This window comes from Amycolatopsis sp. BJA-103, from assembly GCF_002849735.1.
Taxonomy (GTDB): Bacteria; Actinomycetota; Actinomycetes; order Mycobacteriales; family Pseudonocardiaceae; genus Amycolatopsis.
This window is the reverse complement of record NZ_CP017780.1, coordinates 6771871-6798653: the sequence shown is the minus strand read 5'-3', so window position 1 is coordinate 6798653 and position 26783 is coordinate 6771871. Positions and strand designations below refer to the sequence as shown.

Here is a 26783-nt window from a genome sequence, read left to right as displayed (position 1 = left end):
CCCGTAAAGACGGTAGATACATCCGATCTTTGTGTCGCTGAGTGGGACTGTAAGCGCCGCATAAGCGACTTCGCTTACCGCGCCGGAATCGCCGTTTCCGTAGAAATCGGTTCGCCAAGACGACCGAAGGAGCAGCGATGCGGAAACGACCGATGGCGGTACTGATCGCCGGAGCGGTCCTCACGCTGGTGTCCGGCTGCGGTGGTGGCGGGGACGGCGGCGACAAGGTCGCCTCGATCTCGTCGCCGCCCGCCGCCGGTGCCGGCGACGGGAAACAGGCCGACAACGTGTCCGATGAGGACAAGAGGCGCAACTTCGCGAAATGCATGCGCGAGCACGGGGTCAACATGCCCGACCCCAAGACCGACTCGAACGGCCAGGACACGATCACCCTCGACGCGGGCGACGTCCCGCTCGACGAGAAGAAGATGAAGACCGCGGACGAGGCGTGCCGCAAGCTGCTGCCGAACGGTGGCGAGATCAAGCCGCCGACGCCGGAAGAGCTCGACAAGATGCGCAAGGAAGCCAAGTGCATGCGCGACCACGGCATCGACTTCCCGGATCCGGACCCCGACCCCGGCAAGGGTGGCGCCGCCATCGCGCTGGGTGACGCGGGTGGCGATCCCAAGAAGTTCGAAGACGCGGCGAAGGCCTGCGGTCTCGGCATGAGCATGAGGGTGGCCCCGGCGAAATGAGCGAACACGAAGGACCCGGCGGCGCACGGCGTTCGCGCCGGGCACGCTGGTTCATCATCGCGGCGGTCCTGGTCGTCGTGGTCGGGACGATGTCGGTGGTCGTGCTGACCCGCGTCACGTCGGAGGCCCAGCAGGTCGGGCAGGCGCCGCCTCCGGTGGAGACCGCGAAGGTCGAGAAGACCGACCTGCAGGAGGAAGAAGAGGCGAACGGAACGCTGGGCTACGGCGCGGAAAACGCCCTCGCCGGCCGGAAACAGGGGACCATCACGTCCCTTCCGGACGCGGGTTCGGTGCTCACCCGCGGCAAGGCCGTGTACGGCGTCGACGCCAAACCGGTGTCGTTGTTCTACGGCACGCTGCCGTTTTTCCGTGACCTCGCGGACGGGGCCACGGACGGCCCGGACGTCAAGCAGCTGGAAGAGAACCTGAAGGCGCTCGGTTTCGGCGGCTTCGGCACGCCGGACAAGAAGTTCACCTCGGCCACCGCCGCCGCGATCAAGAAATGGCAGAAGTCGCTGGGAGTGGAGCAGACCGGCACCTTCGGCCAGGGCGACGCCGTCCTCGCGCCCGGCGAGATCCGGGTTTCGCAGGTCACCGCGCAGCTCGGCGGTCCCGGCGGCGGTGACCTGCTGAAGTACACCGGCACCGAACGTCAGGTCGAGGTCAAACTCGACGCCGCCAAGCAGGCCATCGCCAAGACGGGGGACAAGGTCGGGATCGACATCACCGGCGGCAAGACCGCGACCGGCGTGATCACCGAGGTCGGCAAGGTCGCGGAGACCGGCAAGGACGCCGCCGGGCAGGACGACGGCAAACCGAAGATCAAGGTGAAGATCAAGCTGGACGATCCGGCCGCGGCGGGGTCGCTCGATTCGACGCCGGTCTCGGTGCGGTTCACCAAGGAAGTCCACAGTGGAGTGCTGGCGGTCCCGGTCGGGGCGCTGCTCGCGCTAGCCGAGGGCGGGTACGCCGTCGAGGTCGACGAAGGCGGCAAGCGGCGGCTCATCGCGGTGAAGACCGGCCTGTTCTCCGGCGGCCGCGTCGAAGTCACCGGAACCGGCCTCGCCGCCGGGATGCGGGTGGTGACGACGTCATGACCCCGGTGCTGGCCGTGCGCAACGCCTCGCGCACCTATCCCGGCGGCGTGCGCGCCCTGCACGAAGTCACCCTGTCCATTGAGGACAGGGAGATGGTCGCCATCCTCGGGCCGTCCGGTTCGGGGAAGTCGACACTGCTGCAGCTGATGGGCACGCTCGACCGGCCGACCAACGGCGTCATCGAACTGCGCGGGCACGACGTCGCGAAGCTGCCGGACCGCAAGCTTTCCGCGTTGCGGTCGCGGTGGATCGGCTTCGTGTTCCAGCAGTTCTTCCTCAGCGAGGGGGTGAGCGCGGTCGACAACGTCGCGACGGGGCTGCTGTACGCGGGGGTGCCGCGGCGGAAACGGCACGAGCGGGCGCTGGCCGCGCTCGACAGGGTCGGCCTCGCGCACCGGGCCACCCATTTCCCGAACGAGCTCTCCGGCGGGGAACGGCAGCGGGTGGCGATCGCGCGGGCGGTCGTCAACTCGCCGTCGATCCTGCTGGCCGACGAGCCGACCGGGAACCTCGACACGGGCAACGGCGCGGCGATCCTCAACCTGCTCGCCACGTTGAGTTCGCAGGGGACGACGGTCGTGATCATCACGCACGACCGGGAGATCGCGGCGGGGATCCCGCGGCGGATCGAGCTGCGGGACGGCCGGATCCGGCTCGACACCGGGACGGGGGTGCTGGTGTGAGCGCACCCGTCCTCGACAAGGTGCCGACGCCGAATCCGGCCCGGCTCGGCCCGCGTGACGTGCTGACCCTCGGCGCGCACGGGATGCGGACGCGGCCGATGCGCGCGGTGCTGTCCGCGCTCGGCATCGGGATCGGGATCGCCGCGATGGTGGCGGTGCTCGCGATCCCGGCGTCGGGCGCGAAGGCGTTGCAAGATCAGCTGTCCGCGCTCGGCACCAACCTGCTCTCGGCGGGGCCGGGCAAGACGATGTTCGGCGGCGACGCGACCCTGCCGGACAGCGCGGTGCCGATGGCGAAGCGGATCGCCCCGGTCACGGCGGCGTCCGCGACCGGGAGCACCGGCGGGTCCGTGCGGCGCACGGACAAGATCCCCAAGGACGAGACGTCCGGCCTCGGCGTCTACGCGGCGACGCCGGATCTTCTCGACGTCATCGGCGGGGCCGTCCGCACCGGGCAGTTCCTCCGTGACGCGACCCGTGACTACCCGGTCGCCGTGCTGGGTTCGGTCGCGGCCGCGCGGCTCGGGATCGACCGCATCGACCCGGCCAAACCGCCGCAGGTGTTCATCGGCGGGCAGTGGTTCACCGTGGGCGGGATTCTCGGGCCGACGCCGCTGGCGCCCGAGATCGAGCGCTCGGCGCTGGTCGGCTGGGATGTCGCGAAGCGGCTCCTCGGCTTCGAGGGGCATCCGAGCACGGTGTACGTCCGGGCGAAGGACTCGCAGGTCGAGAACGTCCGCTCGGTGCTCGCGCAGACGATGAACCCGGAGGCGCCGAACGAGGTCGAGGTGCGACGTCCGTCGGAGGCGTTGGAGGCGCAGAAGCTGACCGAGAACACCTACAGCGCCCTGTTCCTCGGGCTCGGCGGGGTGGCGTTGCTGGTCGGTGGTGTCGGGGTGGCGAACACGATGGTGATCTCGGTGCTGGAGCGGCGCCGGGAGATCGGCCTCCGCCGCGCGCTCGGCGCGACGAAACGGCAGGTGAGAGGCCAGTTCTTGGCCGAGTCGGTGCTGTTGTCCGGGCTCGGCGGGATCGCCGGGGTGCTGGTCGGCGTGCTCGTGACGTCCGGGTACGCGCTGAGCCAGGGCTGGCCGGCGGTGCTGCCCGTCGGCGCCCTGCTCGGCGGGGTCGGGGTCTCGGCACTGGTCGGCGCCGTCGCCGGTGCCTATCCGGCGATGCGCGCGGCCAGGCTCCCGCCGACCCAGGCCCTCGCCTGACCCGCGTTTCGTCCTCTGGTTGCGGTAGTCGGTACTCCCCACTACCGCAACCAGAGGACTACTTGCGTGGTGGCGGTGGGTAACCTCGCCGGGTGCTGGTGGGATTGTCGGGGCGGAAACTCGCGGGGGCGCTGATCGCGCTCGAAGTCGTCGTGGTCGCCGTGCTGTTCACCCTCAAGGTGTTCGACGGCCAGGACCTCGAGGTCTACATCGGCGGCGCGCGGCTGCTCCTCGACGCGGGCGACCCGTACGGCACCTGGGTGCAGACGCACGGGGGCTGGCTGCCCTTCACCTACACACCGTTCGCCGCGGCGGTGTTCCTGCCCGGCACCCTGATTTCCGCCGCGCTCGCCACGAGACTGGTCGGGCTCGCGTCGATCATCGCGGGCGGGATCGTCGTCTACCTCTTCGTCGCGACGCTCAACGGTTCGCTCACCGACCGATCCGCGGTGCGGGGCCGCGCCATCGCCGTGCTGGCGGCGATCGGGGCGCAGGCGGCGGGCGGTGTCATGGAGCCTGTCCGTTCGACGCTGGGCTTCGGCCAGATCAACACCCTGCTGATGCTGATGGTCGTTCTCGACGCCCTGCTCCCGGGACGCGCCCGCACGAAGGGGCTGCTGATCGGCGTCGCCGCGGCGATCAAGCTCACCCCGGCCTTCTTCATCCTGTTCTTCTTGTTCCGCAAGGACTTCCGCTCCGCGGCGCGGGTCGTGGCCGGTTTCCTCGGCGCGGGCGCGCTGATGTGGCTGGCCGCGCCCGGCGCGTCGGCGAAGTTCTGGACGAACATCCTCTTCGACACCAGCCGCATCGGCGACAGCGGTTACGTCGGCAACCAGTCGTTGCGCGGGATGCTCGCGCGGTTCGGGCTCGGATCGGCGGAGTCCGTCGTCTGGGTGGCGGCCGCGGTCGTGGTGGTCGCGCTGACCGGGTTCGTGATCGTGCGCCTCGCGGAACCGGTGTTCGCGCTGACCGCCTGCGCGATCGGCGGGCTGCTGGTCTCGCCGGTGTCCTGGACGCATCACTGGATCTGGTGCGTCCCGATCCTCGCGCTGCTCGTCTGGATGCGATCGATCGTTTCGTACGCGCTCGCGGTGGTGACGGTGGCGCTGTTCGTCGTCGCGCCGATGTGGCTGGCGCCGCGGCCCGCCGGGAGCTTCGGCTGGTGGCTGGCGACGGAATCCTTTGTGCTGTACGGCCTTCTGCTGCTGGTGCTGGCCGCGATCTTCCCCAAATACGTGAAGGCCTCCTTCCCTACGCTCAAGGTAGGGAAGGAGGCCTTCACGGAAAGCTAGCTCAGCCCAGGCGCTCGACGACGTACTCGATGCTCTGGGTCAGCTTCGTGATGTCGTCCGGGTCGATGGCCGGGAACAGGCCGACGCGCAGCTGGTTGCGGCCCAGCTTCCGGTACGGCTCGGTGTCGACGATCCCGTTGGCGCGCAGCACCTTCGCCACCGCGGCGGCGTCCACCTCGTCGGCGAAGTCGATGGTGCCGACGACCTGCGAGCGCAGCGACGGGTCGCTGACGAACGGCGTCGTGTACGAGGTCTTCTCGGCCCATTCGTACAGCCGGGTCGACGAGTCGAGGGTGCGCGCGGTGGTCCACTCGAGACCGCCGTTGGAGTTCATCCACTCGATCTGGTCGGCCAGCAGGAACAGCGTCGACACCGCCGGGGTGTTGTACGTCTGGTCCTTGCGGGAGTTGTCGAGCGCGGTGGTCAGCGACAGGAACTCGGGGATCCAGCGGTCGCTCGCGCCGATCTCGCCGATGCGCTCGACCGCGGCGGGCGAGGCCAGCGCGATCCAGAGGCCACCGTCGGCGGCGAAGGACTTCTGGGGCGCGAAGTAGTAGACGTCGAAGTCTTCGGCCTTGACCGGCAGGCCGCCCGCGCCGGAGGTGGCGTCGATGGCGACGAGAGCGCCTTCACTGCCTTCGGGGCGGCGGACCGGCACGGCGACACCGGTCGAGGTCTCGTTGTGCGCCCAGCCGACCAGGTCGGCACCGGACTGGTAGGCGATCTCGGGCGCGGTGCCCGGGTCGGACTTGACGACGATCGGGTCGGCGAGGAACGGCGCGCCCTTGGTCACCGTGGCGAACTTCGAGGAGAACTCGCCGTAGGTGAAGTGCTGCGAACGTTCCCGCACGAGGCCGAACGCGGCGGCGTCCCAGAATGCGGTCGTCCCGCCGTTGCCGAGGACCACTTCGTAGCCTTCGGGCAGGGAGAACAATTCGGACAGACCCGCACGCACGCGGCCGACGAGGGACTTCACCGGCTTCTGGCGGTGCGAGGTGCCGAGGTAGGTGGCACCGGATTTCGCCAGGTTGGCGAGCTGCTCGTCACGGACCTTGGACGGTCCGCAGCCGAAGCGGCCATCGGCAGGCTTCAGGTCCGCGGGGAGGGTCAACTCAGGTGCGTCGGTCATGTGCCCAGTCTCTCAGGTCGGGATGGGCCTGCTGACAGTTGGTGCCGCGTGTCCGGAATGTGAGATCGGTGGACTGGCTCCCATCGCGGCCGACCGCCGGGTAGCTTCTCGCCTCATGGCGACAGTGCACGAGCGATTCCCCCTGCCCCCCGAGGCGTTGTGGCAGGCCCTCCCGAACGGGGTCACCGCGGTCAAGGGACAGAACCCGTTCTACGACGCGGCCGCCGGCTACGTCACCTTCTCGACCAAGCTCGGCTTCTTCAGCTACGGGCAGACTGTCACCGTGAAGGTCGAGCGGACGTCGGAGGGCTCGGGCCTGGCGATCCAGACGAGCCTGAAGTTCGGCTTCGTCGACTGGGGCGAGGGCAAGCGCATCGCCCGCAAGTTCATCGCGGCCGTCGGCGACACCGTCGGGCACACCCCGGCCGCTTGACGCTGTCGTGAGTGGCGATTCGGGTTAGAACCAAAGGGGTCTTAGGTACCTGCTGGTTGTGGCTGGAGTTGGTTGCAGGTCCGTGAAGGCCTCCTTGCCTACTCTGAAGGTAGTGAAGGAGGCCTTCACCCCTTTCCCGAGTACATGAAGGCCCCCTTCCTGTACCTGGGCGCAAGGAAGGGGGCCTTCATGTACTGCGGGGGCGAGCCAGGGCTGCGGTCGCCACTCACGACCCGCGGGACCGGTCAGCGCCAGCCGTCGGGGTCGACACCGCCCGGGATGGGCGCGGCCGGGTCGAACGGCGTCCGCGAGAAGATGAACGTCGCGAGGTCGAGGTGGTTCGGCTTGCCCGCAGCGTCCCGGCCGACCCGCAGCGTCTCGCCCGCGTAGTACGCGTCGAGGCCGATCCAGGTGTCGTCACCGAGCGGCGCGAACCGCGACGCGCGGCCGGGGCCGTCGGTCGGCGCGAGGGAGAACAGGCCGTCCGGGAGCAGCCGCAGGTGGTACGGCGTCGGGCCCCAGTGCCACAACCCGGTCAGCTCCAGCAGCTTCGGGTCCACAGTGGACGGCTGCCATTCCGCGGGCAGCGACGGTTCGTGGGTCTCGGTCAGCGTGATCAGGTCGAGGCACAGCTGCGTGATGCCGACGCCCGCCGTCGAGTTCGTCAGCACCAGCGCGCCGATGCCGGCGTTCGCGTCGATCAGGGAGCAGGCGAGGAAGCCCGGCATCGACCCGGTGTGCCCGGCCAGCCGCCTGCCCTGCGTGCGGACCAGCATGATCCCGAGGCCGAAGCCGGTGGTCCAGGTGTCGCCGTCGTCCACGGTGACCATTTCGCGCATCTCGGCGACGGTCTCTTCGCTCAGCACACCGCCGGTGTTGCCGCCGAGGAACGCCGTCCAGCGGGCGAGGTCGGTGACCGTCGACCACAGCTGCCCGGCGGGCGCCATCGCGCCCGCGTCCGGCGACGGCTCCGGCATGAGGACGTCGGCGAAGGGGTGCACGGCGAAGCCGCTCGCGTGCGCGCCTTCCGGATGCGGCGAGGTCCGGGTCATGCCGAGCGGGCCGAGGATCTCGGCGCGGACGACGTCCAGCCACGACTGCCCGCGGTGGCGGGAGACCAGCTCGCCGAGCACGCCGTAACCGACGTTGCTGTAGTGGAACCGGCTGCCCGGCCGCAGCCGCGTCGCGCCGTCCTTGAGGCTTTCGACGAGGGCGGCCCAGTCGGCGCCCACCGTGCGCTCCCACCAGGAACCGGGCGATTCCGCGGTCAGGCCGGAGGTGTGCGAGAGCAGCTGAGCGATGGTGGCCGAGCCGAACGCGGTGCCCGGCAGGTGCTTTTCGAGCGGGTCGTTGAGGTCGAGCTTGCCTTCGTCGCGCAGGCGCAGGACGGCGGTCGCGACGAGGGTCTTGGTGATCGAGCCGAGCCGGTACTGCGTGTCGTCGTCCGGTGTCTCGCCATTGACGCGGCCACGCGCCCCTGACCAGGCGATTTCACCATCGCGGACGACAGCGGCGACGAGGGACGGGGCGCGGCACGAGGATTGCTCGTGCGCGAGGCGGCGAAGCAGCGCCGATTCGGTCGTGGCAAGCATGAGATGCATTGTGCCTACCCGAGCAGGCCCAGCCGCATAGCGGTGGTCACGGCGGCCGTCCGGTCCGAAACGTCCAGTTTGCCGAACACGCGCAGCAGGTGCGTCTTGACGGTCGCCTCGCTGATGTGGAGCGCCCGCCCGATGTCGGCGTTCGTGTTCCCCTGCGCCACCAGCCGCAGCACCTCGATCTCTCGCGCCGACAGCGGCGACGCCGTCGGGTTGCGCACCCGGTTCACCAGCTTCCCGGCGACCGAAGGCGCCAAGACCGTCTCGCCGCGTGACGCCGCTCGGATCGCTCCGGCCAGCTCTGTGCGTGAAGCGTCTTTCAACAGGTAGCCGGAGGCGCCCGCTTCGACGGCGCGCAGGATGTCCGCGTCCGTCTCGTAGGTGGTGAGCACGACGACTCGCTGCCCCGGCCGGTCGGCGAGGATCTTCCGGGTCGCGCCGACGCCGTCGAGACCGGGCATCCGCAGATCCATCAGGATCACGTCCGGCTGCTTGACCCGGCTCAGCGCGACGGCCTCGTCGCCGGAACCCGCCTCCCCGATGACGCTCAGATCCGGCTCGGCCTCCAGCATGCCGCGCAGGCCTTCCCGTACCACGGGGTGATCGTCGACCAGCATGATCGTGATCACGCGGGCACCTCCAGTTCCAGCGTCGTCCCCGCACCGGGTTCGCTCTTCAATGCCACGATGCCACCGACCTGGTCGGCCCGTGCCCGCATCCCCGCCAGGCCGAAGCCGCCGGTGGGTTCGGCGGGGTCGAACCCCGCGCCGTCGTCGGTCACGCCGAGCCGGACTCTTCCCTCCACAACGGACAGCCGGAGGGAAACCCTGGTGGCGCGGGAGTGTTTGCGGATGTTGCTGAGTGCCTCCTGCGCCCCTCGCAGCAGGACGACCTCGGTGGCCATCGGCAGCGCGGGCAGCGGGCCGTCGATCTCGATCGCCGCCTCGATGCCCGCTTCTTCGGTCAGCCGTTCGACCTGCCGCCGCAGGGCCTCCTCCAGGGAGTCGGAGGCGAGCGCGGACGGCCCCTGCGCCGCGACCATCGCCCGCGCCTCGGTCAGGTTCTCCCGCGCCGTCCGCGCCGCCAGTTCCAGGTGGCGCCGGGCCGCTTTCGGATCGGTGTCCATTTCGGACTCGATGGCTTGGGTGAGCGTGACGATGCTGGTGAAGCCCTGCGCGAGCGTGTCGTGGATCTCGCGGGCCATCCGCTCGCGTTCGGCGGCCGTGCCCGCCTCTCGGGAGAGCCGGGAAACCTCCGCCTGACTGGCTTCCAGTTTTTCGATCAGCACGGCCCGGGCCTTGCTCTGTTCGATGATCTGCGTGGTGTAGCGGCCGGCCAGGAGGCTGAAGATGACCAGGATCGCCGTCATCGGCAGCAAGACCGGCTGTTCGTCGATCCCGCCCCGGACGAGCAAGGACAACGGGGTCAGCAGCACCGCCGCCGTGGTGAGGATCGACGCGGTCTTCGTCGGCAACGTCATGTAGAGCAGCGGGCAGACCAAGAACAGGATGAAACTCGAATTGCCCGCGGCGAAGACGGCGCCCACCAGAAGAGCCATCATGGTCGTGACGAACAACCACGGCGTGTACTCGTAGTCCGGCCCGGTGACGAGGCGGCGTCCGCGGACGAGGTAGACCACGCCGATGCCACCGAGGCACAGTACGGCGATGACCTTGTTGACGGTTTCGCCGTCTTCGAAGAGCACCAGGCCCGTCGTCGCGACGTAGGTGATCGAGAAGAGGACTTCCCAGAGCCAGAAGGACCGCTCCCAGGCGTTCACTTGCCTTCGTTCGACCAGCGGAACGTCAGCGTCGCCAGCAGCAGCCCCGCGACGCACCACGCCGTCAGCACCAGTGCCACCATCGGAAGTTCCCATGTCCCCGCCATTTCCTGTGTCGCGGCTTCGGCCGGCAGGAACACCGAGCGGAAGCCCTGGCAGATCCACTTCACCGGGAAGAACGAAGCGATGTCGACCATAACCTTCGGCAGGTTGGTGATCGGCGTGACGAACACCCCGGAGACGAACTGCAGCGCGATGTAGATCAGGTTGGTCACCGCGACCGCGCCACTGACCGTTTTGGTCACCGAACTGAGCGCGATGCCCAGCAGCGTGCAGCTGGTGATGCCGAGCAGGAAGACCCAGACCGCGGTCAGCAGCTTCATCGGGTCGGTGGGCATTTCCAGGTCGAACAGCAGGCTGCCGACGATCGACATCAGCACCACCTGGGCGATGCTGGTGAAACCGACCAGGATGATCTTGCCGATGAAGTAGGACGCGGCGGGCATCGGCGTTCCGCGCAGCCGTTTCAGCGCGCCGAGCTCGCGATCGGACGCGAGGTTGATCCCGATGCTGTTGAACGACGTCGAGACGATGCCGGAGCCGATCATGCCCGCCGCCAGCACCTGGCCGGTGGTGATCGCCATGCCGGGCATCGAGGAGTTCAGCATCGAGCCGAGCAGGATCATCAACAGGGACGGGAAGGCGAAGGTGAAGATCACCTGTTCCCGGATGCGGAAGAACTGACGGAGTTCGGCGGTGCCCCGGAGGAGGCCGAGGGACCAGGTGCCGGGGAGTTTGCCCTGGTGGGTCAGCGTCGTCATCGGGCTTCTCCGATCAGATCGAGGTAGGTCTCTTCGAGGGTGGGCCGGTGCACGGTCAGCTCCGACGGCTCGCGGCCGTTCGCGGACAGCTCGCGGACGAGCTTGGCCGGGTAGTGCGTGCGCTCCTGGTGTGTGCCGTTCTCGTCGGCCCAGCGGACGGTGGCCTCCGCGGTCGCGCGGCCGCCCAGCGTCTGCGGCGTCCCCTCCGCGACGATCGCGCCGCGCGTGATGACCGCGACGCGATCGGCCAGCGCCTCGGCCTCGTCGAGATAGTGGGTGGTGAGCAGGATCGTGGTGCCTTCGTGGGCGAGACTCCTGATCAGATCCCAGAACTGACGCCGGGCCGCCGGGTCGAAACCGGTGGTGGGCTCGTCCAGGAACACCAGCTCGGGCCGCCCGATGATCCCGAGCGCGACGTCCACGCGGCGCCGTTGCCCGCCCGAAAGGCTCTTCACACGGGCGCCCGCCTTCTCGGTCAGGCCGACCTTCTCGATCACTTCGCCGGCGTCACGGGGATTCGGGTAGTAGCGGGCGTAGTGCCGGACGGTCTCGGCGACGGTGAGCTCGGCGGCGTCGTTGGCCGTCTGCAGCACGATCCCCAGCCGCGCCCGCCATGCCCGGCCCGCAGTGCCGGGATCCTCGCCGAGGACGTCGACCTCGCCGTCCGTCCGCTTCCGGTGCCCCTCCAGGATCTCGACCGTCGTCGTCTTGCCCGCGCCGTTGGGGCCGAGCAGGGCGAAGACCTCACCCTGCTCGATGTCGAGGTCGATACCCCCGACGGCCGTGTGGCCCGGATACTCCTTGCGCAGGCCGCGCACTTTCACTGCCGTTTTCATACGTCGATCGTGCTGCGCGGGACGGGTTGTGCGGGACGTCCGCAGGACTGAACCCGGCTGTCAACCGTTCGGTGGACACCGGTGTCACCGCCAGGTTCGTTCCTCGGGGCACCATCGCCCTGCTGGAGGCTCGGCCTGGAGCAGCGGGGTGATGAAGGCGTCCGCGAGAACGTGTACGCCTTTGAGCGTCCGAAGCTCATCGGGGAGTTCACGGACATCTTGAGCGGCCTTGCGGTAGCCACCGGTCCAGGAACGAGGATCCGGCGCCTCGAATCCGTCGGGCACCTCCAGCCTCAGCCCACGTCTCCGGCGGCGGGTGATCTCGTCGTGCAGGATCTCGTGCATCGTCTCGCCCGAAATCGGTGCCTTCAAAGCGAAGAGTGCGAGATCCACGAGATCCTTGTAGCGCGTGGACGGATGCAGCCTGGCCGTGTGGCGCTCGTACAACGCGCAGATCTTCTCCGCGACGTGGTCTTCGATCGGGAACATCCGCACCTTCGGCCAAGAGGTGCACTCACTCGCGAACGGTGGTTTCAGCGGCTCGGTGGTGATGATTCCGCGTGGCGTGAGCCCGGAGGTGACGACGTCGACGGGGACCCGGTACCTGAGGCTCGCGTTCTCGAACATCGCCATGAACACCACCTTGCGGGTCGGGCGTTCGATATGGGTCTGTTCGGAGGTACTGAGGTGGGAGAACCAGATGGCGTCGTCGAGACGGAGCGCGGCAGCCGTCTTGAGCGCTTCGACCGCGGCGGCGGTGGTGTCCTCTGTGGACAAGAGATCGACGTCGGTGGAGTAGCGCGCGGCAGGCCAGCGCGCGAGCAGTGCTTGCCCGCCTTTGAGCACCCAGTTCGAGGCGTCGTCTCCGTGGAACACCCGCGCGATCAGCCGCCGGTGAAAATGCAGCTGGAGCAGTTCGCCGGCCGGGACACCGGTCTTCGACGCGCTGTTCTTCGCCCGGCTCTTCTGGGAGTCGAGATAACCGCGCGGTGTACTCGGACGCTGCGATGGCATGCCCGCCATCGTCGCGTGTCATGGCGAACTCGTTGGAATAGGTTCTCAGGGCTGGATTTCCTGCTCCGCAAGTTCTAGTGCGCGTCCGGTGACCGCGGCGGAGCGAGGAGGAGCGGGGCGGTGGGCGAGTCTCGTGACCGTGGTGCCGACCTTGGCGAGCAGCAGTTCGAGCAACGCTTCGCCGTCGCCGGAACGGCGGAGGCCGTAACGCAAGGCGTGGGGACCGATGTGCTCCGCGAGTACGTCCAAGCGAACCAAGTTCGCTTCCACGGCTTCACGGATGATGGTGGCGACATGACTGCCGTCGAGGTGCTGTTCCAGCAGGTCGCGGATAGTGCGCAGCGCGGTGGTGACGGGGAGCCCGTCGATCGACGTGACATCGTCGGCGGTCAGCGCGGCGGTCCTGAACCGTACGTCCGGGTCTCGGCTGGTGCGGCGGCGTGGTGTCGTCAGGACTATCCGGTCGTTGACGAGTTCGCCGAGCCGATGCAAACGGGCGGCGGACTCGTGAGAGACGACCCCTCCGTCCGGATCGAGAGGCGTTCGCTTCCAAGCGGGCTTGGCGACGTCGAGCATCAGCCAGGCGGCTTGTTCCTCCCGGGCTTCGGCAACGACGGCGATAGTGGCCGCGTAGACGCCGTGACGGATCCGGTCGAGGTGGCCCGCCTGCTCCAGGCGATGCAGCGTGACACCGTCGACGCCGACTTCTTTGGCCTGCCGAGAGGTGACCATGCCCCACTGGGCGCTGGTGAACGCGCCGAGCAACTCAAGCGCGCCACTCGTCTTCATGCAGCATAATTTACACCCATGAGCAGCGATAGTTACATCTGAATGTAACTATCGCTGCGTCGAGGTCAGCAAGGTGTGCACTGCGGTTTCGAGGGAGGGGAGCAGAGCGGCCGGGTCGGCGGAGGTGAGCATCCGGTTCGCGAAGCCGTCCGAGAGGGCGAGCACGGCATCGGCCAGGTCGCGCGCCGCGAGGTCGTCTCGGACGTCACCCGCGGTCTGAGCCTCCTCGAGGTACCGCGTCGTGATCTCCTGCAGTTCGTCGTAGCCGGTGCGGATGAACTCGGCCCAGGACGGCAGGACGGCGGCGCGCGCGGTGAAGGCGTTGATGACGATCACTTCCGCTCGGCGTTGTTCGTCGAGCGGCATCGCCTCGATCAGCAGTCGTATCAGCAGGTCCAGCAGGTTTCCGGACCGATCGAGGGTCTTCCAGCGCTGCTCCAGGAATTCGCTCGTCATGTCGAGGGCGAAGCGGAACAGGTCCTCCTTGGTGGAGAAGTACTTCTGCACCGCGCCTGCGGAAACACCGGCCTCTGTGGCGACAGAGCGCACGCTGACGGCTTCGACGCCCTCGCGCGCGACGATGCGTAAGAGGGCTCCGGCGATCTCTCGTCGGCGTTCGGTCCGGTCCACGATCTTCGGCACGGCCGTATCTTCCCCTTCGCTGACTCGATCGGCAGCCTTGCCCGTCCGTACTTTTTAGAATACATTCGTATTCGAAACGGGGGTACTGGGGTGGACGAAGTCACGCAAAAGAAGCGGTCGGAAGAGAATCAGCTCGCCGCCGCGCTGACCAGGGGGCCGGCGGAGGTCCTCGACTTCCTCCTGCCGTTGTGGGTGGGGAGTCAGCTCGGCGCGTCGGCCGCCGAGGTCGGGGCGCTGACCGCGCTGGAGACGCTGGTGTCGTTCGTGGTCCGGCCGATCGCGGGCTCGCTCGCGGACAGGTTCGACCGCGGCCGCGTCGCCGCCGCCGGGGCAGTCCTCTATGGACTGTCCTTTGTGGTCTATGCCGTGACGCCGGGCATCGGGGTCGCCTATCTGGCCGCGGTTCTCGGCGGCGCAGGCGGCGCGCTGTTCTGGGTCGCGTTACGGGCGCGCGTGGGGGAAGGGCTCGCGAGGGACGACGCCGCGTTCAGCAGGCTGTTCGCGGCCGAAGGTGGCGGCACGTGGATCGCGTTCGTGGTCGCGCTGACCGCGATCGCCTGGATCGACTACCGGGGCGTGTTCTGGCTCGGCGCGGCGGCCTGCGTGGTGGCCGCGGTGGTCCTGCTGAACGCGAAATCCGCGCCGGTCCGGGCGGAAGGCGCGCCGCGGCTTCTGCAACTGGGCAAACGGATGCGCCCGATGCTCGCGCTCGTCGCGTTGACCGCGATGGCCGAGGCCGGGGTCGCTCTCCTGCTCCTGATGCATCTGCAACGCGGACATCAGCTGCAGCTCGGGGAGATCGCGGCCGTCTTCATCCCCGGGTTCATCGTGTACAGCATCCTGCCGGACTACCTGCACGGCTTCGTCCGCAAGATCGGCCGGACGCGGGTGCTCGCGCTGGCGATGGTCGCGAGTGCGCTCTTCGCCGCCGGGCTGTCCTTCGCACCGAGCCCGGCGGTGCTCGCGGTCATGTGGATCCTGTCCGCGGCGGCGTTCGCGGCGGCCATCCCGGTGGAGCAGGCGGTGGTCGCCGAGGCGGCCGGGCTGAGCCTCGGCCGGGCGATGGGGATCTACGAGAGCGCGACGCTACTCGGAGCGACGATCGGGACGTTCCTGGCGGGTCAGCTCTACGGCTCGGACGCGGGCTGGCGCGTCGCCTGCTTCGGAGCGGCGGTGCTCCTGCTCTTCGGGTCGCTCGTGGTTCGTGGCGCCGTCCGGCGTGTCGGAGTTGCAGAGTTTCCCGTGGAACCAGCGAAAACGGTGTCACAGAAGGAAGAACCGGCGCTCCGCATGATCGAGGAGGCATCGCAAGAGTCCGAACCGGTGAAGGCCGATACGAACAAGCGCGCGAATCCGATCCGGAACTGGGCGATCCACGCCGCCGTCTACGTCCTCGCGCAGGCGGCGCTGGCGATGGCCGGACACAGCTGGCCCGTCGAAGCGTTGTTCGGCGGCCCGCACGACGCCGGCTGGTTCTGGAACTCGAGTGGTCACTGGCTGTTGAACCTCGGCCGGATCTGGACCTTCGTCTTCGTGATCGACACCGTATGGACGGCGGGTCGCGCGCTCCTGAAAAAGCGGCCTTATTGACATGTTGTCTAACATGACACTATGTCTTACAAGCGGGTGTCTGATACGTGGGTGACGGCCAGCGACGGTGTCCGCCTCTCGGTCCGGGTGACCGGTGTCGACGACGCGCCCACGGTGGTGCTCGTCCACGGTTATCCGGACAACGGCTCCATGTGGGACGGCGTCGCCGCCCTGCTGGAACGCCGTTTCCGGGTCGTCGTCTACGACGTCCGCGGCGCGGGCCGTTCGGACAAGCCTTCGGGACGCAAGTCCTACAAGCTGGACCAGCTGTCCGATGACCTCGCCGCGGTCGTCGACGAGGTCCAGCCCGAGGGCAAGGTCCACCTGCTCGCCCACGACTGGGGCTCCATCCAGACCTGGCATTCCGTCACCGGCGACAGGCTGCGCGGACGGCTCGCGTCGTTCACGTCGATCTCCGGACCGAGCCTCGATCACGCCGGCGCGTGGTTCCGCGCGCAGATGCGCCCGAATCCGAGGCGACTCAAGAACGCGCTCGCGCAGGGCACGCACTCGACGTACATCCTCGGCTTCCAGCTTCCCTTGATCCCGCAACTGCTGTGGCGCACCGGCGCGATGGGCGCGCTCATCGGCCGCATGGACCCGGCGGCGGCCGCACCCTCCACTTCGGACGGCCTCTACGGGCTCAACCTCTACCGCGCCAACATGTTCACGCGTCTCTCCCGGCCGAAGCCGCGTAACGCCGAGATCCCGGTGCAGGTGCTCGCGCCCACCGGCGACAAGTTCGTCACCACGCCGCTGCAGACCGAGATCGAGCGCTGGGCGCCGGATCTGCGCGTCCGCCGGATCGCCGGCACGCACTGGGTGGTCCGCGAAAAGCCGCAGGTGATCGCGACCGCCACCGCCGAGCTGATCGACCACGTCGAAGGCGGCGAGGAAAGCCGCGCGCTCAAGCAAGCCCGAGAGGGTGGTTTCGCGCACAAGCTCGTCGTGGTCACCGGCGCGGGCAGCGGGATCGGCCGCGCGACGGCGCTCGCGTTCGCGGACAAGGGCGCCGACCTCGTCATCACCGACATCAACGGCTCGGCGGCCGCGGACACCGCGAAACTCCTGCGGGACAAGGGTGTCACCGTCGGGGAGTACACAGTGGACTCCTCCGACGCCGAAGCGGTCGAGAAGTTCGCCCAGCAGGTCAAGGAGGAGTTCGGCGTCCCGGACATCGTCGTGAACAACGCGGGGATCGGCCTGTCGGGCCCGTTTCTCGACACGACAGTCAAGGACTGGGAACGCCTCATCGACGTGAACCTGTGGGGCGTCATCCACGGTTGCCGCGTCTTCGCCGAGCAGATGCGGGACCGGGCCGAAGGCGGCCAGATCGTCAACGTCGCCTCGGCCGCCGCGTACCTGCCGTCGAAGATCCTTTCCGCCTACGCCACCACGAAATCCGCCGTGCTGACGCTGAGCGTGTGCCTGCGTGCCGAGCTCGCCGCCGAGAACATCGGCGTCACCGCGATCTGCCCCGGCATCGTGAACACCAACATCACCAGCACCACGCGGTTCGTCGGCGTCGACGACGTCGAGCAGAAGCGGCGCCAGAAGTCGAGCAGCAAGCTGTACGCGAAACGCGGCTTCGGCCCGGAGAAGGTCGCGCGGGACATCCTGCGCGCCGTCGAGAAGGACAAGGCGATCCAGCCGTCGACCCCGGAGGCCAAGGCCGCGCTCGTCCTCTCCCGGCTCACCCCCGGACTGCTGCGGGCCGCGGCGAAGCTGGACATCACCCCGTGACATCCGCCAGACGGCCTCGCCGGATGTCGCCCCAGGCGCGCCGCGAGGACCTGATCCGCGCCGCGCTGGACCTGTTCGGCTCGCGCGCGCCCGAACTCGTCACGGTCGACGACATCATCGCCCGCGCCGAGGTCTCGAGGCCGTTGTTCTACCGGTACTTCTCGAGCCTGAGGGAACTGCAGGTCGAGGCGCTGAAGACGGTCACCGAAGGGCTCATCGACGGCCTGGCCGGACTCGAGGAAGGCCCGCCCGAAACGCGGCTGCGGGCCGCCGTCCGCGGGCTGATCGACGTCGCCGACCACTACCGGGCGGGCTACGTCGCCCTGTTGCGCAGCGGTTCGGTGATCGCGACCTCGGAGACGGACGCGGCGATCGACGAGGTCCGCAACCGCGCCGTCGAGCTCATCCTCGACGCGCTGGTGGTGCCGGAGCCCTCGCCCATGCTCATGCTGACTTTGCGGTGCTGGACCGCTGTCGTCGAGGGTGCCCTGCTGAGCTGGCTGCAGGAGCGCTCCGTGCCGCGCGAGGTGCTCGACGGCTGGCTGGTCGATCAGCTGACGGCCATGCTCGCCACTACCGCTCGGCACGATTCTTCGGTCCCGCAGACGCTATGAAAGTCCCGTTACTTGCAAAATTTGCAAGTAACGGGACTTTCATTGCACGCGCTAGACCTGCTTCGCGACCAGGTCCCAGCCTTCGACGTCTTCCGGCTTGCGCGGCTCCGGCCCGACGTACTTGGCCGACGGGCGCACGAGGCGGCCGGTCTTCTTCTGCTCCAGGATGTGGGCGGCCCAGCCGGCGGTGCGGGCCGAGCTGAACATCGCGGGCATCATGTGCGGCGGCACCTGGGCGAAGTCCAGGATCACGGCCGCCCAGAACTCGACGTTGGTCTCGATCGGGTGATCCGGACGCCGCTCGCGCAGCTCCTTCAGCGCCACCTGCTCCAGTTCGGCGGCCGCCTCGTAGCGTGACGCGCCGAGTTCCTGGCAGGTGCGGCGCAGCACGCGCGCCCGCGGGTCTTCCGCGCGGTACACGCGGTGCCCGAAGCCCATCATCCGTTCCTTGCGGTCCAGGATGCCCTTGACCAGGCCGGCGGCGTCGCCGGTCTTCTCGACCTCTTCGATCATCGGCAGCACCCGCGCCGGCGCGCCGCCGTGCAGCGGGCCGGACATGGCGCCGATCGCGCCGGACAGGGCCGCGGCGACGTCGGCACCGGTCGAGGCGATGACGCGGGCGGTGAAGGTCGAGGCGTTGAGACCGTGCTCGGCGGCCGAGACCCAGTAGGCGTCGATGGCCTTGACGTGGGCCGGGTCGGGCTCACCGCGCCAGCGGACCATGAACCGCTCGGTGATCGACTTCGCCTCGTCGACCCGGGTCTGCGGGACGGCGGGCTGCCCGATGCCGCGAGCGGACTGGGCGACGTAGGAAAGCGCCATCACCGAAGCGCGGGCCAGCTGGTCGCGGGCTTCTTCGTCGGTGATGTCGAGCAGCGGCCGGTAGCCCCAGATGGGGGCGAGCATGGCCAGCGCGGCCTGGACGTCGACCCGGACGTCGCCGGTGTGCACCGGCAGCGGGAACGGTTCGGCGGGCGGTAGCCCGTGGCCGAACCGGCTGTCGACGAGAAGACCCCAGACGTCACCGAAGGTCACCTTGCCGGCGAGATCCTCGATGTCGACACCGCGATAGCGCAGCGCGCCACCGTCACGGTCGGGCTCGGCGATTTCGGTCCGGAAGGCGACAACGCCTTCGAGGCCCGGTCGGAAACCGTCGTCGACCTGGTCGGACGGCTGATTGGTGCTGATCGTGGAGGCACTCACTGTGGTGAAACCTTTCGATGCGCATTCCCCGGCTTTGTGTTTCACGCGTGGACGGGATACACGCAGCGAAGGCGCGCCTCATCGCACGGATGGACAAACCTTGCTCCACGTAGGGGCCAGGGGCAATCGAAAGATGTGGTGGTTTCGGTCACGATTACGAGAACGATTCAGTGAAAACGGCCGTCGTACGCGAAGAGTTACGGCGACGTTCACTTTGCGTGTACCGGGCGCCGAGGTAAATCCTGTGTTTCGAGAACCGGCGCAGGACGGTTTCCGGTGATAGACCTTTCTCATGCACCTGAGCCCCCAGGAGCGGGACAAACTGCTCATCCACGTCGCGGCGGACGTAGCGCGCAAACGCCTGGAACGCGGGGTCCTCCTGAACTACCCCGAGGCGGTGGCACTGATCACCGACCACGTTCTCGAAGGCGCCAGGGACGGCCGGACGGTGAGCGAACTCGTCGCCGGCGGCCGGTCGGTGCTCTCCCGGGCACAAGTGCTGGACGGCGTGCCGGAAATGGTCGATTCCGTCCAGGTCGAAGCCACTTTCCCCGACGGTACGAAGCTCGTCACCGTGCACGACCCGATCGTCTAGAAGGGGGACGGGTGCGCCCAGGAGAGATCATCACCGGCGCGGAGCCGGTCGAACTGAATCCCGGCAGGCCGCGGGTCCGGCTGCTCGTGCGGAACCTCGGCGACCGGCCCGTCCAGGTCGGTTCGCACTACCATTTCGCGGCGGTCAATCCGGGACTCGAATTCGATCGCGAAGCCGCGCGCGGGCACCGTCTCGACGTGCCCGCGGGAACTTCGGTTCGTTTCGAACCGGGCGTCGAACGGGAAGTCGACCTCGTTCCGCTGGCCGGGAACCGGCGCGTGCCCGGCTTGCGGAAGGAATCCTGATGCCGTCGATCGACCGTGAGCGTTACGCCGAACTCTTCGGCCCGACGACCGGGGACCGGATCCGCCTCGCGGACACGGACCTGCTGATCGAGGTCACCGAAGACCGCAGCATGGGGCCGTCAGGCAGCGGGGACGAGGTGCTGTTCGGCGGCGGCAAGGTGATCCGCGAATCCATGGGCCAGGGGATGGCGACCAGGGCCGAAGGAGCGCCGGACCTGATCATCACCGGCGCGGTGATCCTGGACCACTGGGGGATCATCAAGGCCGACGTCGGCGTCCGGGACGGCCGGATCGTCGGCATCGGCAAGGCGGGCAACCCGGACACGATGGACGGTGTGGATCCCGCGCTGGTCGTCGGACCGTCGACGGAGGTGTTGTCCGGCAACGGGAAGATCCTCACCGCGGGCGGGATCGACTGCCACGTCCACTTCATCTGCCCCCAGCTGACCGATACCGCGCTGGCGTCCGGGCTGACGACCCTGGTCGGCGGCGGGACCGGGCCGGTCGAGGGCAGCAAGGCGACCACGGTCACGCCCGGCGCGTGGAATCTCGGCCGGATGCTGCAGGCGATGGACGGTCAGCCGGTCAACGTCCTGTTGCTGGGCAAAGGGAACACCGTCCGGCACGAGGCGCTGCGCGAGCAGCTCGCCGCCGGCGCGGGCGGGTTCAAACTGCACGAGGACTGGGGGAGCACCCCGGCCGCGATCGACGCCTGCCTCACCGTTGCCGACGAATCCGGTGTCCAGGTGGCGATCCACACCGACACCCTGAACGAGGCGGGTTTCCTGGAGTCCACTGTGGACGCCATCCGGGGCCGTTCGATCAACGCGTACCACACCGAAGGCGCGGGCGGCGGGCACGCGCCGGACATCATCCAGGTCGCCGGGCTCCCCAACATCCTGCCGTCGTCGACGAACCCGACGCGCCCGCACACCGCGAACACCCTCGACGAGCATCTCGACATGCTCGTCGTCTGCCACCACCTGAACCCGTCCGTGCCCGAGGACCTGGCGTTCGCCGAAAGCCGCATCCGGCCGACGACGATCGCGGCCGAGGACGTCCTGCACGACCTCGGCGCGATCTCCATGATGAGCTCGGATTCCCAGGCGATGGGCCGGATCGGTGAGGTGATCATCCGGACCTGGCAGACCGCGCACGTGATGAAGCGGCGGCGCGGCGCGCTGCCCGGTGACGGCGCCGCCGACAACCTGCGGGCTCGTCGCTATGTCGCCAAATACACGATCAACCCCGCGATCGCGCACGGGATGGAGCGCGAGATCGGTTCGGTGGAGATCGGGAAACTCGCGGATCTCGTTTTGTGGGAGCCGAAGTTCTTCGGCGTCCGGCCGCATGTCGTGCTGAAAGGCGGATTCCCGGCGTGGGCGGCGATGGGTGACGCGAACGCGTCCATCCCGACACCGCAGCCGGTGCTGGCACGGCCGATGTTCGGCGCGGCCCCGAGGGTCGCGTCCGCGAGCAGTTTCCATTTCGTGGCGCAGGAAGCGATCGACAACGAGGTGGCCGAACGGTTCGGCATCTCGCGGACACTGGTGCCGGTCTCGAACACCCGCTCCCGAGGCAAGGCCGACATGGTGCTCAACGACGCCACGCCGGACATCCGGGTGGAGCCGGACAGTTTCGCCGTGCACGTCGACGGTGAGCTGATCGAACCGCAACCGGTGACGGAACTGCCGATGGCGCAAAGGTATTTCTTGTTCTGATGGATCTCTCCGCGCTGATCCTCGCCGACTCCCGGTTCCCCGGGGGTGGGCACGTCCATTCCGGCGGTCTCGAAGAGGCCGTCGCCCGGAAGCTGATCACGCACGAACGCGATTTGCCGGGCTTCCTCTCCGGGCGGTTGCGGACCGCGGGTTCGCTGGCCGCGGTGTTCGCCGCGGCGTCGGCGCACGCGGCCGCCAGAAATGTCCAGAGTGGACATTGGCGGCGGCTCGACCTCGAACTCGACGCCCGGACGCCGTCGCTCGCGCAACGGGAGGCGTCCCGGGCGCAAGGGCGAGGAACGGCGAGGGCGGGCAAGGCGGCGTGGCCGTCTCCGGTGCTTTCCCGGCTATTGAAGGAAACTCCGCGACCGCATCATCCGGTGATCGTCGGTGCGCTGGTCGGGGTGCCCTTCGACGCTGCGATGGCGGTCGCGTACCTGGCGATCAGCGGTCCGGCGAGCGCGGCCGTCCGGCTGCTCGGGCTCGACCCGTTCGCCGTCAACGCCGTCGTGGCACGGCTCTCCGCCGAGGTCCGGGAGGTTTCCCTGCGTGCGGCCGAAGTCGCGGGGGACGATCCGGCCGAGCTTCCGGCGCCGGGGTCTCCGGCGCTCGATCTGTTCGCCGAGGCACACGCCCGGCATCACAAGGAAGAGGTGCGTCTCTTTGCCAGTTGAGCACGGTCATGGACACGGTCATGTCCACCCGGTCAACTTCGACCCGACCGCCGCCGAACCCGATCACTACGACCAGGCGCCGACCGCCGGGCGCGCGTACCGGATCGGGATCGGCGGGCCGGTGGGCAGCGGGAAGACCGCGCTCACCGCGGCGCTGTGCCGGGCGCTCGGCGACGAGGTGAACCTCGCCGTCGTCACCAACGACATCTACACCACCGAGGACGCAGACTTCCTGCGCAAGGCCGGAGTGCTCGACCCGGAACGGATCGAGGCCGTGCAGACCGGGGCTTGCCCGCATACCGCGATCCGCGACGACATCACCGCCAACCTCGACGCCGTCGAACTGCTGGAGGAGCGCTTCCCGGGGCTGGACCTGGTGATCATCGAAAGCGGCGGCGACAACCTCACCGCGGTGTTCAGCCGGGGGCTCGCGGACAGCCAGGTTTTCGTGGTCGACGTCGCTGGTGGCGACAAGGTGCCGCGCAAGGGCGGTCCTGGCGTGACGACCGCGGATCTGCTGGTGATCAACAAGATCGACATCGCGCATCTGGTCGGCGCGGACATGGACGTGATGACGTCGGACGCGCACCGGATGCGGGGCGAGCTGCCGGTCATCACGCAGTCCCTTGTGGACACTCCGAACGCGCCGGACGTCGCGGCCTGGGTCCGCTCGCTGCTCCCGGTCCGCGCGGGGTGAAGGCACACGCGCGGCTGACCGCCTGCTTCGAGGGCGGCCGGACCGTACTGCGTGAGCTGCGCTCGATGGCGCCGCTCACGCTTCTTCCGAAGCGGGGCACCGGCGCGACGGCGATCGTGCACCTGGTCAACTCGGCGACGTCGCCGCTCGGCGGCGACGAACTGAAGCTGACCATCCGCATCTGCGCCGGTGCTTCGCTGCGGCTCTCCGGAGTCGCGGCGACCATCGCGCTCCCCGGCCTGCACGGCGAGGGAAGCGTGTCCGAAGTGGACGTTACGGTGGAAGGCGGGGGATCGCTGGAATACTTGCCGGAGCCGACCGTCGTGACCGCGCGAGCCCGGCACCGCGCGGTGTTCAAGGCGTCTCTGGCTGCCGATGCCTACCTGCATACGCGGGAGGTGCTCGTGCTCGGTCGGGCAGGTGAGCGGCCTGGGTCTTTGGTGACCACTCAGCACGTGACGCGCGGGGAAGTCCCGGTGCTGCGCCAGACGTTGGAGATCGGGGACTCCACTTTGGACTCCAGTCTCGCGCATCTGGCCGGACGCAGGGTGCTGGCGACCGACCTGGTCGTCGGTGGCCCGGAGCTGCCCGAGGCGTCCGGCGAGTGGTGGTCCCGGACGTCGCTCGCAGCGGGTGGGACACTCACGACGTCATTGGCGCACGATGCCGTGACCGCGCTCAAACCGCTGAGCTGAAGGGCCCTTTCCCCGCATCTAACGCGACGAAAGGGGCCCTTCGCCGCGTCGCATGCGGCGAAGGGCCCCTTCAGCCCGACTCCCCGTCAGAACTTGGTGCCCAGCCAGGTCATCGCGACCGGTCCGCCCACCGAGACGCCGCCGATGTGTTCCAGCAGCGGGAACTCCTGCCAGGTGACGTCGGCGCCGAGGGCGCGGTAGCGGTCGCGCAGACCCTTGCCGACCGAAAGCGGGATCAGCTCGTCCAGCGACGCGTGGTACAGGTAGACCGGCGCACCCGGCTTGGTCTTGCCCGCCTGGTTCTCGCTCAGCCGGGCCTGCCAGCGCGGGTCGGACGGGACGTTCGGCACGGTCGTGAAGTCGTTGAGCCGCGCGAAAGGTGCCGCCGCGCCGAGTTCGACGGTGCACGCTTCCTTGACCTTCGCGACGGCCCTCTCGCCCTTCGCGTTGAGCACGTCGTTGAAGGGTAGTTCCGGGTACGCCGTCGAGTAGCCGACAGCGGCGCCGAGCACCAGCCCGAACGCCGGTCCGCCGTCGTTGAACTTCAGGACCGCGTTCAGATCCGCCGGGACACCGCCTTCCGCGACGCCGACCAGGTTGACGTCGGGCGCGTAGGACGGCTGCAGCTCGCCGGCGAACGCCGCGGCCTGACCTCCTTGTGAGTAACCGAAAACGCCGACCGGTCCGGTCTTGGACAGGCCCGCTTCGGGGACGCGGGAGGCGGCGCGGGCGGCGTCGAGGACGGCCCGGCCTTCGGACTGGCCGACGGCGTAGGTGTGCGTGCCCGGGGTGCCGAGGCCTTCGTAGTCGGTCACGACGACCGCCCAGCCGCGCGAAAGCGCTTGGCTCATCAGGAGGACTTCGTTCTCGGACCCGTTCGTCAGCCGGGTCGACGGCGCGCAGCGGTCGCCGAGGCCGTGGGTGCCGACGGCGTAGCTGACCAGCGGGCGCGGCCCCTTCGTCCACGGCGTGTGCGGGACCAGCAGGATGCCCGACACCGTGTTCGGCTGTCCGGTCGCCGAGGTGGAGCGGTAGTTGAGTTTCCAGGCCTTCGCCGGGGCGGTGGCGATCACCGGCCGGTAGTCGACCAGGTCCCCGGGCGCGTTCGGCGCGGCTTGCGCGGCGGGCGCGCCGATCAGGGCGGCTGCGAGGGCTGAGACCAGAACTGTCCGAAGCACCGTTGCCTCCAGTTTGGTAATTGAGATTTTCGCAATGTAGGCGGTGTTGGTAGCATCTGGCAATCCCTATTACCGAATCGGGGGAGGTCGAGTGGCCCGCACGTACGGCGGGGTCGCACCCGAGCAACGGCGCGCCGAACGGCGTGAACGCCTGCTCACCGCGGCCCTGGACCTGTTCACTTCGACGGGCTACCAGCAGGCGAAGATCACCGAGTTGTGCACGCGCGCCGGCGTCTCGACGCGGAACTTCTACGAGGAGTTCGAGAGCAAGGAGAAGGTGCTGCTGACCCTGCACGAGCGCATCAACGCCCTCGCGCTGGAGCACGTCACCGGGATCCTGGAACGGCTGGAGGACGCGGACGCGGTCACCAGGATCGGGACGCTGCTGGACGTCTTCGTCAGCACGGTGACCTCGGATCCCCGGATGCCGCGGCTGAACTACGTCGAAGCGGTCGGCGTCAGCGCCGCTTTGGAGGAGCAGCACCAGGAATGGGTCGACCGGTGGGCCGCGTTCATCGAGTCCGAAGCCCGGCACGCCGCCGTGGCGGGCGTCGCACCGGACCGCGACTATCACCTGACCGCGATCGCGCTCGTCGGCGCGGCGACCGGACTGCTGCGCGAGTGGCAGGCGCACACGCCGCCGTTACCGGTCGCCGACGTCGCCGCCGAACTCCGGGCCCTGATGCTCGCCGCCATCACCCGGCCCGTCTGACGCCCCGGCGTTTCGTCCTCTAGTTGCGGTCTATGCCGTATGCAAGGACGGCAACTAGAGGACTGAACGCGTCAGGATGCGGTGGACGCCCGGCGGAAGGTGTTGTGCAGGACGGCCAGCAGCGCGTCCCGGACCGACAGCCGTTGCCGCGCGTCGAAGGTGATCAGCGGGACGTCCTCGCTCACCGCGAGCGCCCAGCGCACGTCTTCGAGGTCGTGCTTGAGGGAACCGTCGAAGACGTTCACCCCGACCACGAAAGGCAAACCGGCCTTCTCGAAGTAGTCGACCGCCGGATAGCAGTCGTCGAGCCGCCGGGTGTCGACGATGACGAGCGCGCCCAGCGCGCCCAGCACGAGGTCGTGCCACATGAAGCCGAACCGGTCCTGCCCCGGCGTGCCGAAGAGGTACAGCTTCACCTCGTCGTCGATGGTGAGGCAGCCGAAGTCCAGCGCCACCGTGGTGGTGGTCTTCGACGGCACCTCACCGCTCGTGCCGTCGACGGCCGCGCCGGCCGAGGTCATGGCGGCCTCGGTGGTCAGCGGTTTGATCTCCGAGATCGCCCCGACGGTGGTCGTCTTGCCGACGCCGAATCCGCCCGCGATGACGATCTTGACCGGTGTCGGCGGCTTGACCGCCGCCGGTTCAGCGAATTGCTTCGAGTCCACGAATGACCCTTTCGATCATGCCGAGGTCCTGGGTGAGGGCTCCGGCCGGGCGCCGGAGCACCACGTAGCCGAGCGCGGCGAGATCCGCCACGAGCACCCTGGCCACGCCGATGTGCAGGCCGAGCATCGCCGCCACTTCGGCGACGGATTTCGTGTCCCGGCAAAGGGAAACGATCTCCCGTCGTTCGAAGGTCAACCTCGCCTGCGACGCCGCGCCGAGCCTGCTGGTGAGCACCTGCGCTTCGATTTCGAGCGTGCCGTCCACCGGCTGCGCACGGCCGGCGGTGAGCAGATACGGGCGCAGCGGCGAGATGCCCTGATCGCCGCCGCGGGGCCGAGGTACCTGATCGTCGCTCATTCCCTTA

At 68.8% G+C, this 26783-nt stretch carries 29 protein-coding genes; 16 read left to right on the top strand and 13 right to left on the bottom strand.

The annotated features are described in order from the left end of the window. The first annotated feature begins 137 nt into the window (after positions 1–137). The 5 genes from BKN51_RS30065 to BKN51_RS30045 all read left to right on the top strand — a co-directional run bounded on the left by BKN51_RS30065 (position 138) and on the right by BKN51_RS30045 (position 4984). Positions 138–695 carry a hypothetical protein gene (locus BKN51_RS30065; protein WP_101610845.1) on the top strand — a complete coding sequence of 186 codons (558 nt, stop codon included), beginning with the start codon at positions 138–140 and terminating at the stop codon, positions 693–695. Next, positions 692–1792, top strand: coding sequence for a peptidoglycan-binding protein (locus tag BKN51_RS30060; RefSeq protein WP_101610844.1), 1101 nt, complete (start codon positions 692–694; stop codon positions 1790–1792). The genes BKN51_RS30065 and BKN51_RS30060 overlap by 4 nt, the downstream gene beginning before the upstream one ends. Further along, positions 1789–2475 (top strand): ABC transporter ATP-binding protein, encoded by a 687-nt coding sequence (locus tag BKN51_RS30055; RefSeq protein ID WP_101610843.1) that lies wholly within the window; start codon positions 1789–1791, stop codon positions 2473–2475. The genes BKN51_RS30060 and BKN51_RS30055 overlap by 4 nt, the downstream gene beginning before the upstream one ends. Then, entirely contained in the window at positions 2472–3692 is a 1221-nt protein-coding gene (locus BKN51_RS30050) for an ABC transporter permease (RefSeq protein WP_101610842.1), read from the top strand. The genes BKN51_RS30055 and BKN51_RS30050 overlap by 4 nt, the downstream gene beginning before the upstream one ends. A gap of 92 nt (positions 3693–3784) precedes the next feature. Next, positions 3785–4984, top strand: coding sequence for a glycosyltransferase 87 family protein (locus tag BKN51_RS30045; RefSeq protein ID WP_101610841.1), 1200 nt, complete (start codon positions 3785–3787; stop codon positions 4982–4984). Between the two features lies 1 nt (position 4985). Here BKN51_RS30045 and serC read toward each other — a convergent pair whose 3' ends face one another. Continuing rightward, positions 4986–6113, bottom strand: a complete 1128-nt coding sequence (serC, locus tag BKN51_RS30040; RefSeq protein ID WP_101610840.1) for a phosphoserine transaminase — start codon at positions 6111–6113, stop codon at positions 4986–4988. Positions 6114–6228: 115 nt separating this feature from the next. Between serC and BKN51_RS30035 the strand changes: the two genes are divergently transcribed. After that, entirely contained in the window at positions 6229–6546 is a 318-nt protein-coding gene (locus BKN51_RS30035; RefSeq protein WP_101610839.1) for a hypothetical protein, read from the top strand. 245 nt (positions 6547–6791) lie between these two features. Here the strand turns inward: BKN51_RS30035 and BKN51_RS30030 are convergent, their stop codons facing one another. The 8 genes from BKN51_RS30030 to BKN51_RS29995 form a co-directional block, all read right to left on the bottom strand. Further along, positions 6792–8138, bottom strand: coding sequence for a serine hydrolase domain-containing protein (locus BKN51_RS30030; protein WP_101613535.1), 1347 nt, complete (start codon positions 8136–8138; stop codon positions 6792–6794). Between the two features lie 14 nt (positions 8139–8152). Beyond that, the gene (locus BKN51_RS30025; protein ID WP_101610838.1) at positions 8153–8773 is read right to left on the bottom strand and encodes a response regulator; all 621 of its coding nucleotides are present in this window, start codon (positions 8771–8773) and stop codon (positions 8153–8155) included. Then, complete coding sequence (locus tag BKN51_RS30020; RefSeq protein ID WP_101610837.1) at positions 8770–9924, bottom strand: sensor histidine kinase; 1155 nt, start codon at positions 9922–9924, stop codon at positions 8770–8772. The genes BKN51_RS30025 and BKN51_RS30020 overlap by 4 nt, the downstream gene beginning before the upstream one ends. After that, positions 9921–10745 carry an ABC transporter permease gene (locus BKN51_RS30015; RefSeq protein ID WP_101610836.1) on the bottom strand — a complete coding sequence of 275 codons (825 nt, stop codon included), beginning with the start codon at positions 10743–10745 and terminating at the stop codon, positions 9921–9923. The genes BKN51_RS30020 and BKN51_RS30015 overlap by 4 nt, the downstream gene beginning before the upstream one ends. Next, positions 10742–11569, bottom strand: a complete 828-nt coding sequence (locus tag BKN51_RS30010; protein WP_168214608.1) for an ABC transporter ATP-binding protein — start codon at positions 11567–11569, stop codon at positions 10742–10744. Before BKN51_RS30010 ends, BKN51_RS30015 begins: the two co-directional genes overlap by 4 nt. A gap of 96 nt (positions 11570–11665) precedes the next feature. Beyond that, a complete protein-coding gene (locus BKN51_RS30005) occupies positions 11666–12595 on the bottom strand; it encodes a nucleotidyl transferase AbiEii/AbiGii toxin family protein (protein WP_101610834.1) in 930 nt (309 codons plus the stop codon). Positions 12596–12640: 45 nt separating this feature from the next. Beyond that, positions 12641–13384 (bottom strand): type IV toxin-antitoxin system AbiEi family antitoxin domain-containing protein, encoded by a 744-nt coding sequence (locus BKN51_RS30000; RefSeq protein WP_101610833.1) that lies wholly within the window; start codon positions 13382–13384, stop codon positions 12641–12643. A gap of 48 nt (positions 13385–13432) precedes the next feature. Further along, positions 13433–14026 (bottom strand): TetR/AcrR family transcriptional regulator, encoded by a 594-nt coding sequence (locus BKN51_RS29995; RefSeq protein ID WP_101610832.1) that lies wholly within the window; start codon positions 14024–14026, stop codon positions 13433–13435. Positions 14027–14116: 90 nt separating this feature from the next. On the opposite strand from BKN51_RS29995, the gene BKN51_RS29990 reads away from it, so the two are divergent. The 3 genes from BKN51_RS29990 to BKN51_RS29980 are packed head-to-tail and all read left to right on the top strand — an operon-like array spanning position 14117 to position 17973. Then, positions 14117–15616, top strand: coding sequence for an MFS transporter (locus BKN51_RS29990; protein WP_101610831.1), 1500 nt, complete (start codon positions 14117–14119; stop codon positions 15614–15616). A gap of 51 nt (positions 15617–15667) precedes the next feature. Next, positions 15668–17359 (top strand): SDR family oxidoreductase, encoded by a 1692-nt coding sequence (locus BKN51_RS29985; protein ID WP_101610830.1) that lies wholly within the window; start codon positions 15668–15670, stop codon positions 17357–17359. Positions 17360–17382: 23 nt separating this feature from the next. Continuing rightward, on the top strand, positions 17383–17973 hold the full coding sequence (locus BKN51_RS29980; RefSeq protein ID WP_101610829.1) for a TetR/AcrR family transcriptional regulator: 591 nt from the start codon (positions 17383–17385) through the stop codon (positions 17971–17973). Between the two features lie 51 nt (positions 17974–18024). Here the strand turns inward: BKN51_RS29980 and BKN51_RS29975 are convergent, their stop codons facing one another. After that, a complete protein-coding gene (locus BKN51_RS29975) occupies positions 18025–19176 on the bottom strand; it encodes a citrate synthase 2 (RefSeq protein WP_101610828.1) in 1152 nt (383 codons plus the stop codon). A 292-nt stretch (positions 19177–19468) separates the two neighbouring features. Between BKN51_RS29975 and BKN51_RS29970 the strand changes: the two genes are divergently transcribed. From BKN51_RS29970 to BKN51_RS29945, 6 genes are read left to right on the top strand one after another with little or no spacing between them, the layout of a single operon-like run. Next, complete coding sequence (locus BKN51_RS29970) at positions 19469–19771, top strand: urease subunit gamma (RefSeq protein WP_101610827.1); 303 nt, start codon at positions 19469–19471, stop codon at positions 19769–19771. Between the two features lie 11 nt (positions 19772–19782). Continuing rightward, a complete protein-coding gene (locus BKN51_RS29965) occupies positions 19783–20076 on the top strand; it encodes an urease subunit beta (RefSeq protein WP_101610826.1) in 294 nt (97 codons plus the stop codon). Then, a complete protein-coding gene (locus BKN51_RS29960; RefSeq protein ID WP_101610825.1) occupies positions 20076–21797 on the top strand; it encodes an urease subunit alpha in 1722 nt (573 codons plus the stop codon). Before BKN51_RS29965 ends, BKN51_RS29960 begins: the two co-directional genes overlap by 1 nt. Continuing rightward, the gene (locus BKN51_RS29955; RefSeq protein ID WP_101610824.1) at positions 21797–22471 is read left to right on the top strand and encodes an urease accessory protein UreF; all 675 of its coding nucleotides are present in this window, start codon (positions 21797–21799) and stop codon (positions 22469–22471) included. Before BKN51_RS29960 ends, BKN51_RS29955 begins: the two co-directional genes overlap by 1 nt. Then, positions 22461–23168, top strand: a complete 708-nt coding sequence (gene ureG, locus BKN51_RS29950) for an urease accessory protein UreG (protein WP_101610823.1) — start codon at positions 22461–22463, stop codon at positions 23166–23168. Before BKN51_RS29955 ends, ureG begins: the two co-directional genes overlap by 11 nt. Then, entirely contained in the window at positions 23165–23863 is a 699-nt protein-coding gene (locus BKN51_RS29945) for an urease accessory protein UreD (RefSeq protein WP_101610822.1), read from the top strand. Before ureG ends, BKN51_RS29945 begins: the two co-directional genes overlap by 4 nt. 86 nt (positions 23864–23949) lie before the next feature. Here the strand turns inward: BKN51_RS29945 and BKN51_RS29940 are convergent, their stop codons facing one another. Then, the gene (locus BKN51_RS29940; protein ID WP_101610821.1) at positions 23950–25041 is read right to left on the bottom strand and encodes a lipase family protein; all 1092 of its coding nucleotides are present in this window, start codon (positions 25039–25041) and stop codon (positions 23950–23952) included. Between the two features lie 91 nt (positions 25042–25132). Between BKN51_RS29940 and BKN51_RS29935 the strand changes: the two genes are divergently transcribed. Next, a complete protein-coding gene (locus BKN51_RS29935; RefSeq protein WP_101610820.1) occupies positions 25133–25753 on the top strand; it encodes a TetR/AcrR family transcriptional regulator in 621 nt (206 codons plus the stop codon). 71 nt (positions 25754–25824) lie between these two features. Here the strand turns inward: BKN51_RS29935 and BKN51_RS29930 are convergent, their stop codons facing one another. Both BKN51_RS29930 and BKN51_RS29925 read right to left on the bottom strand, forming a co-directional pair. After that, on the bottom strand, positions 25825–26418 hold the full coding sequence (locus BKN51_RS29930) for a GTP-binding protein (RefSeq protein WP_101610819.1): 594 nt from the start codon (positions 26416–26418) through the stop codon (positions 25825–25827). After that, positions 26396–26776 (bottom strand): DUF742 domain-containing protein, encoded by a 381-nt coding sequence (locus BKN51_RS29925; RefSeq protein ID WP_101610818.1) that lies wholly within the window; start codon positions 26774–26776, stop codon positions 26396–26398. The genes BKN51_RS29930 and BKN51_RS29925 overlap by 23 nt, the downstream gene beginning before the upstream one ends. Between the last annotated feature and the right edge of the window lie 7 nt (positions 26777–26783).

Coding starts and splice junctions, on each gene's coding strand:
- BKN51_RS29960 (WP_101610825.1), top strand. CDS start 20,076: ATGCCGTCGATCGACCGTGAGCGTTACGCCGAACTCTTCGGCCCGACG.
- BKN51_RS29970 (WP_101610827.1), top strand. CDS start 19,469: ATGCACCTGAGCCCCCAGGAGCGGGACAAACTGCTCATCCACGTCGCG.
- BKN51_RS30015 (WP_101610836.1), bottom strand. CDS start 10,745: ATGACGACGCTGACCCACCAGGGCAAACTCCCCGGCACCTGGTCCCTC.
- BKN51_RS30065 (WP_101610845.1), top strand. CDS start 138: ATGCGGAAACGACCGATGGCGGTACTGATCGCCGGAGCGGTCCTCACG.
- BKN51_RS29980 (WP_101610829.1), top strand. CDS start 17,383: ATGTCGCCCCAGGCGCGCCGCGAGGACCTGATCCGCGCCGCGCTGGAC.
- BKN51_RS30035 (WP_101610839.1), top strand. CDS start 6,229: ATGGCGACAGTGCACGAGCGATTCCCCCTGCCCCCCGAGGCGTTGTGG.
- BKN51_RS30060 (WP_101610844.1), top strand. CDS start 692: ATGAGCGAACACGAAGGACCCGGCGGCGCACGGCGTTCGCGCCGGGCA.
- BKN51_RS30005 (WP_101610834.1), bottom strand. CDS start 12,595: ATGCCATCGCAGCGTCCGAGTACACCGCGCGGTTATCTCGACTCCCAG.
- serC (WP_101610840.1), bottom strand. CDS start 6,113: ATGACCGACGCACCTGAGTTGACCCTCCCCGCGGACCTGAAGCCTGCC.
- BKN51_RS29955 (WP_101610824.1), top strand. CDS start 21,797: ATGGATCTCTCCGCGCTGATCCTCGCCGACTCCCGGTTCCCCGGGGGT.
- BKN51_RS30030 (WP_101613535.1), bottom strand. CDS start 8,138: ATGCTTGCCACGACCGAATCGGCGCTGCTTCGCCGCCTCGCGCACGAG.
- BKN51_RS30000 (WP_101610833.1), bottom strand. CDS start 13,384: ATGAAGACGAGTGGCGCGCTTGAGTTGCTCGGCGCGTTCACCAGCGCC.
- BKN51_RS30055 (WP_101610843.1), top strand. CDS start 1,789: ATGACCCCGGTGCTGGCCGTGCGCAACGCCTCGCGCACCTATCCCGGC.
- BKN51_RS29925 (WP_101610818.1), bottom strand. CDS start 26,776: ATGAGCGACGATCAGGTACCTCGGCCCCGCGGCGGCGATCAGGGCATC.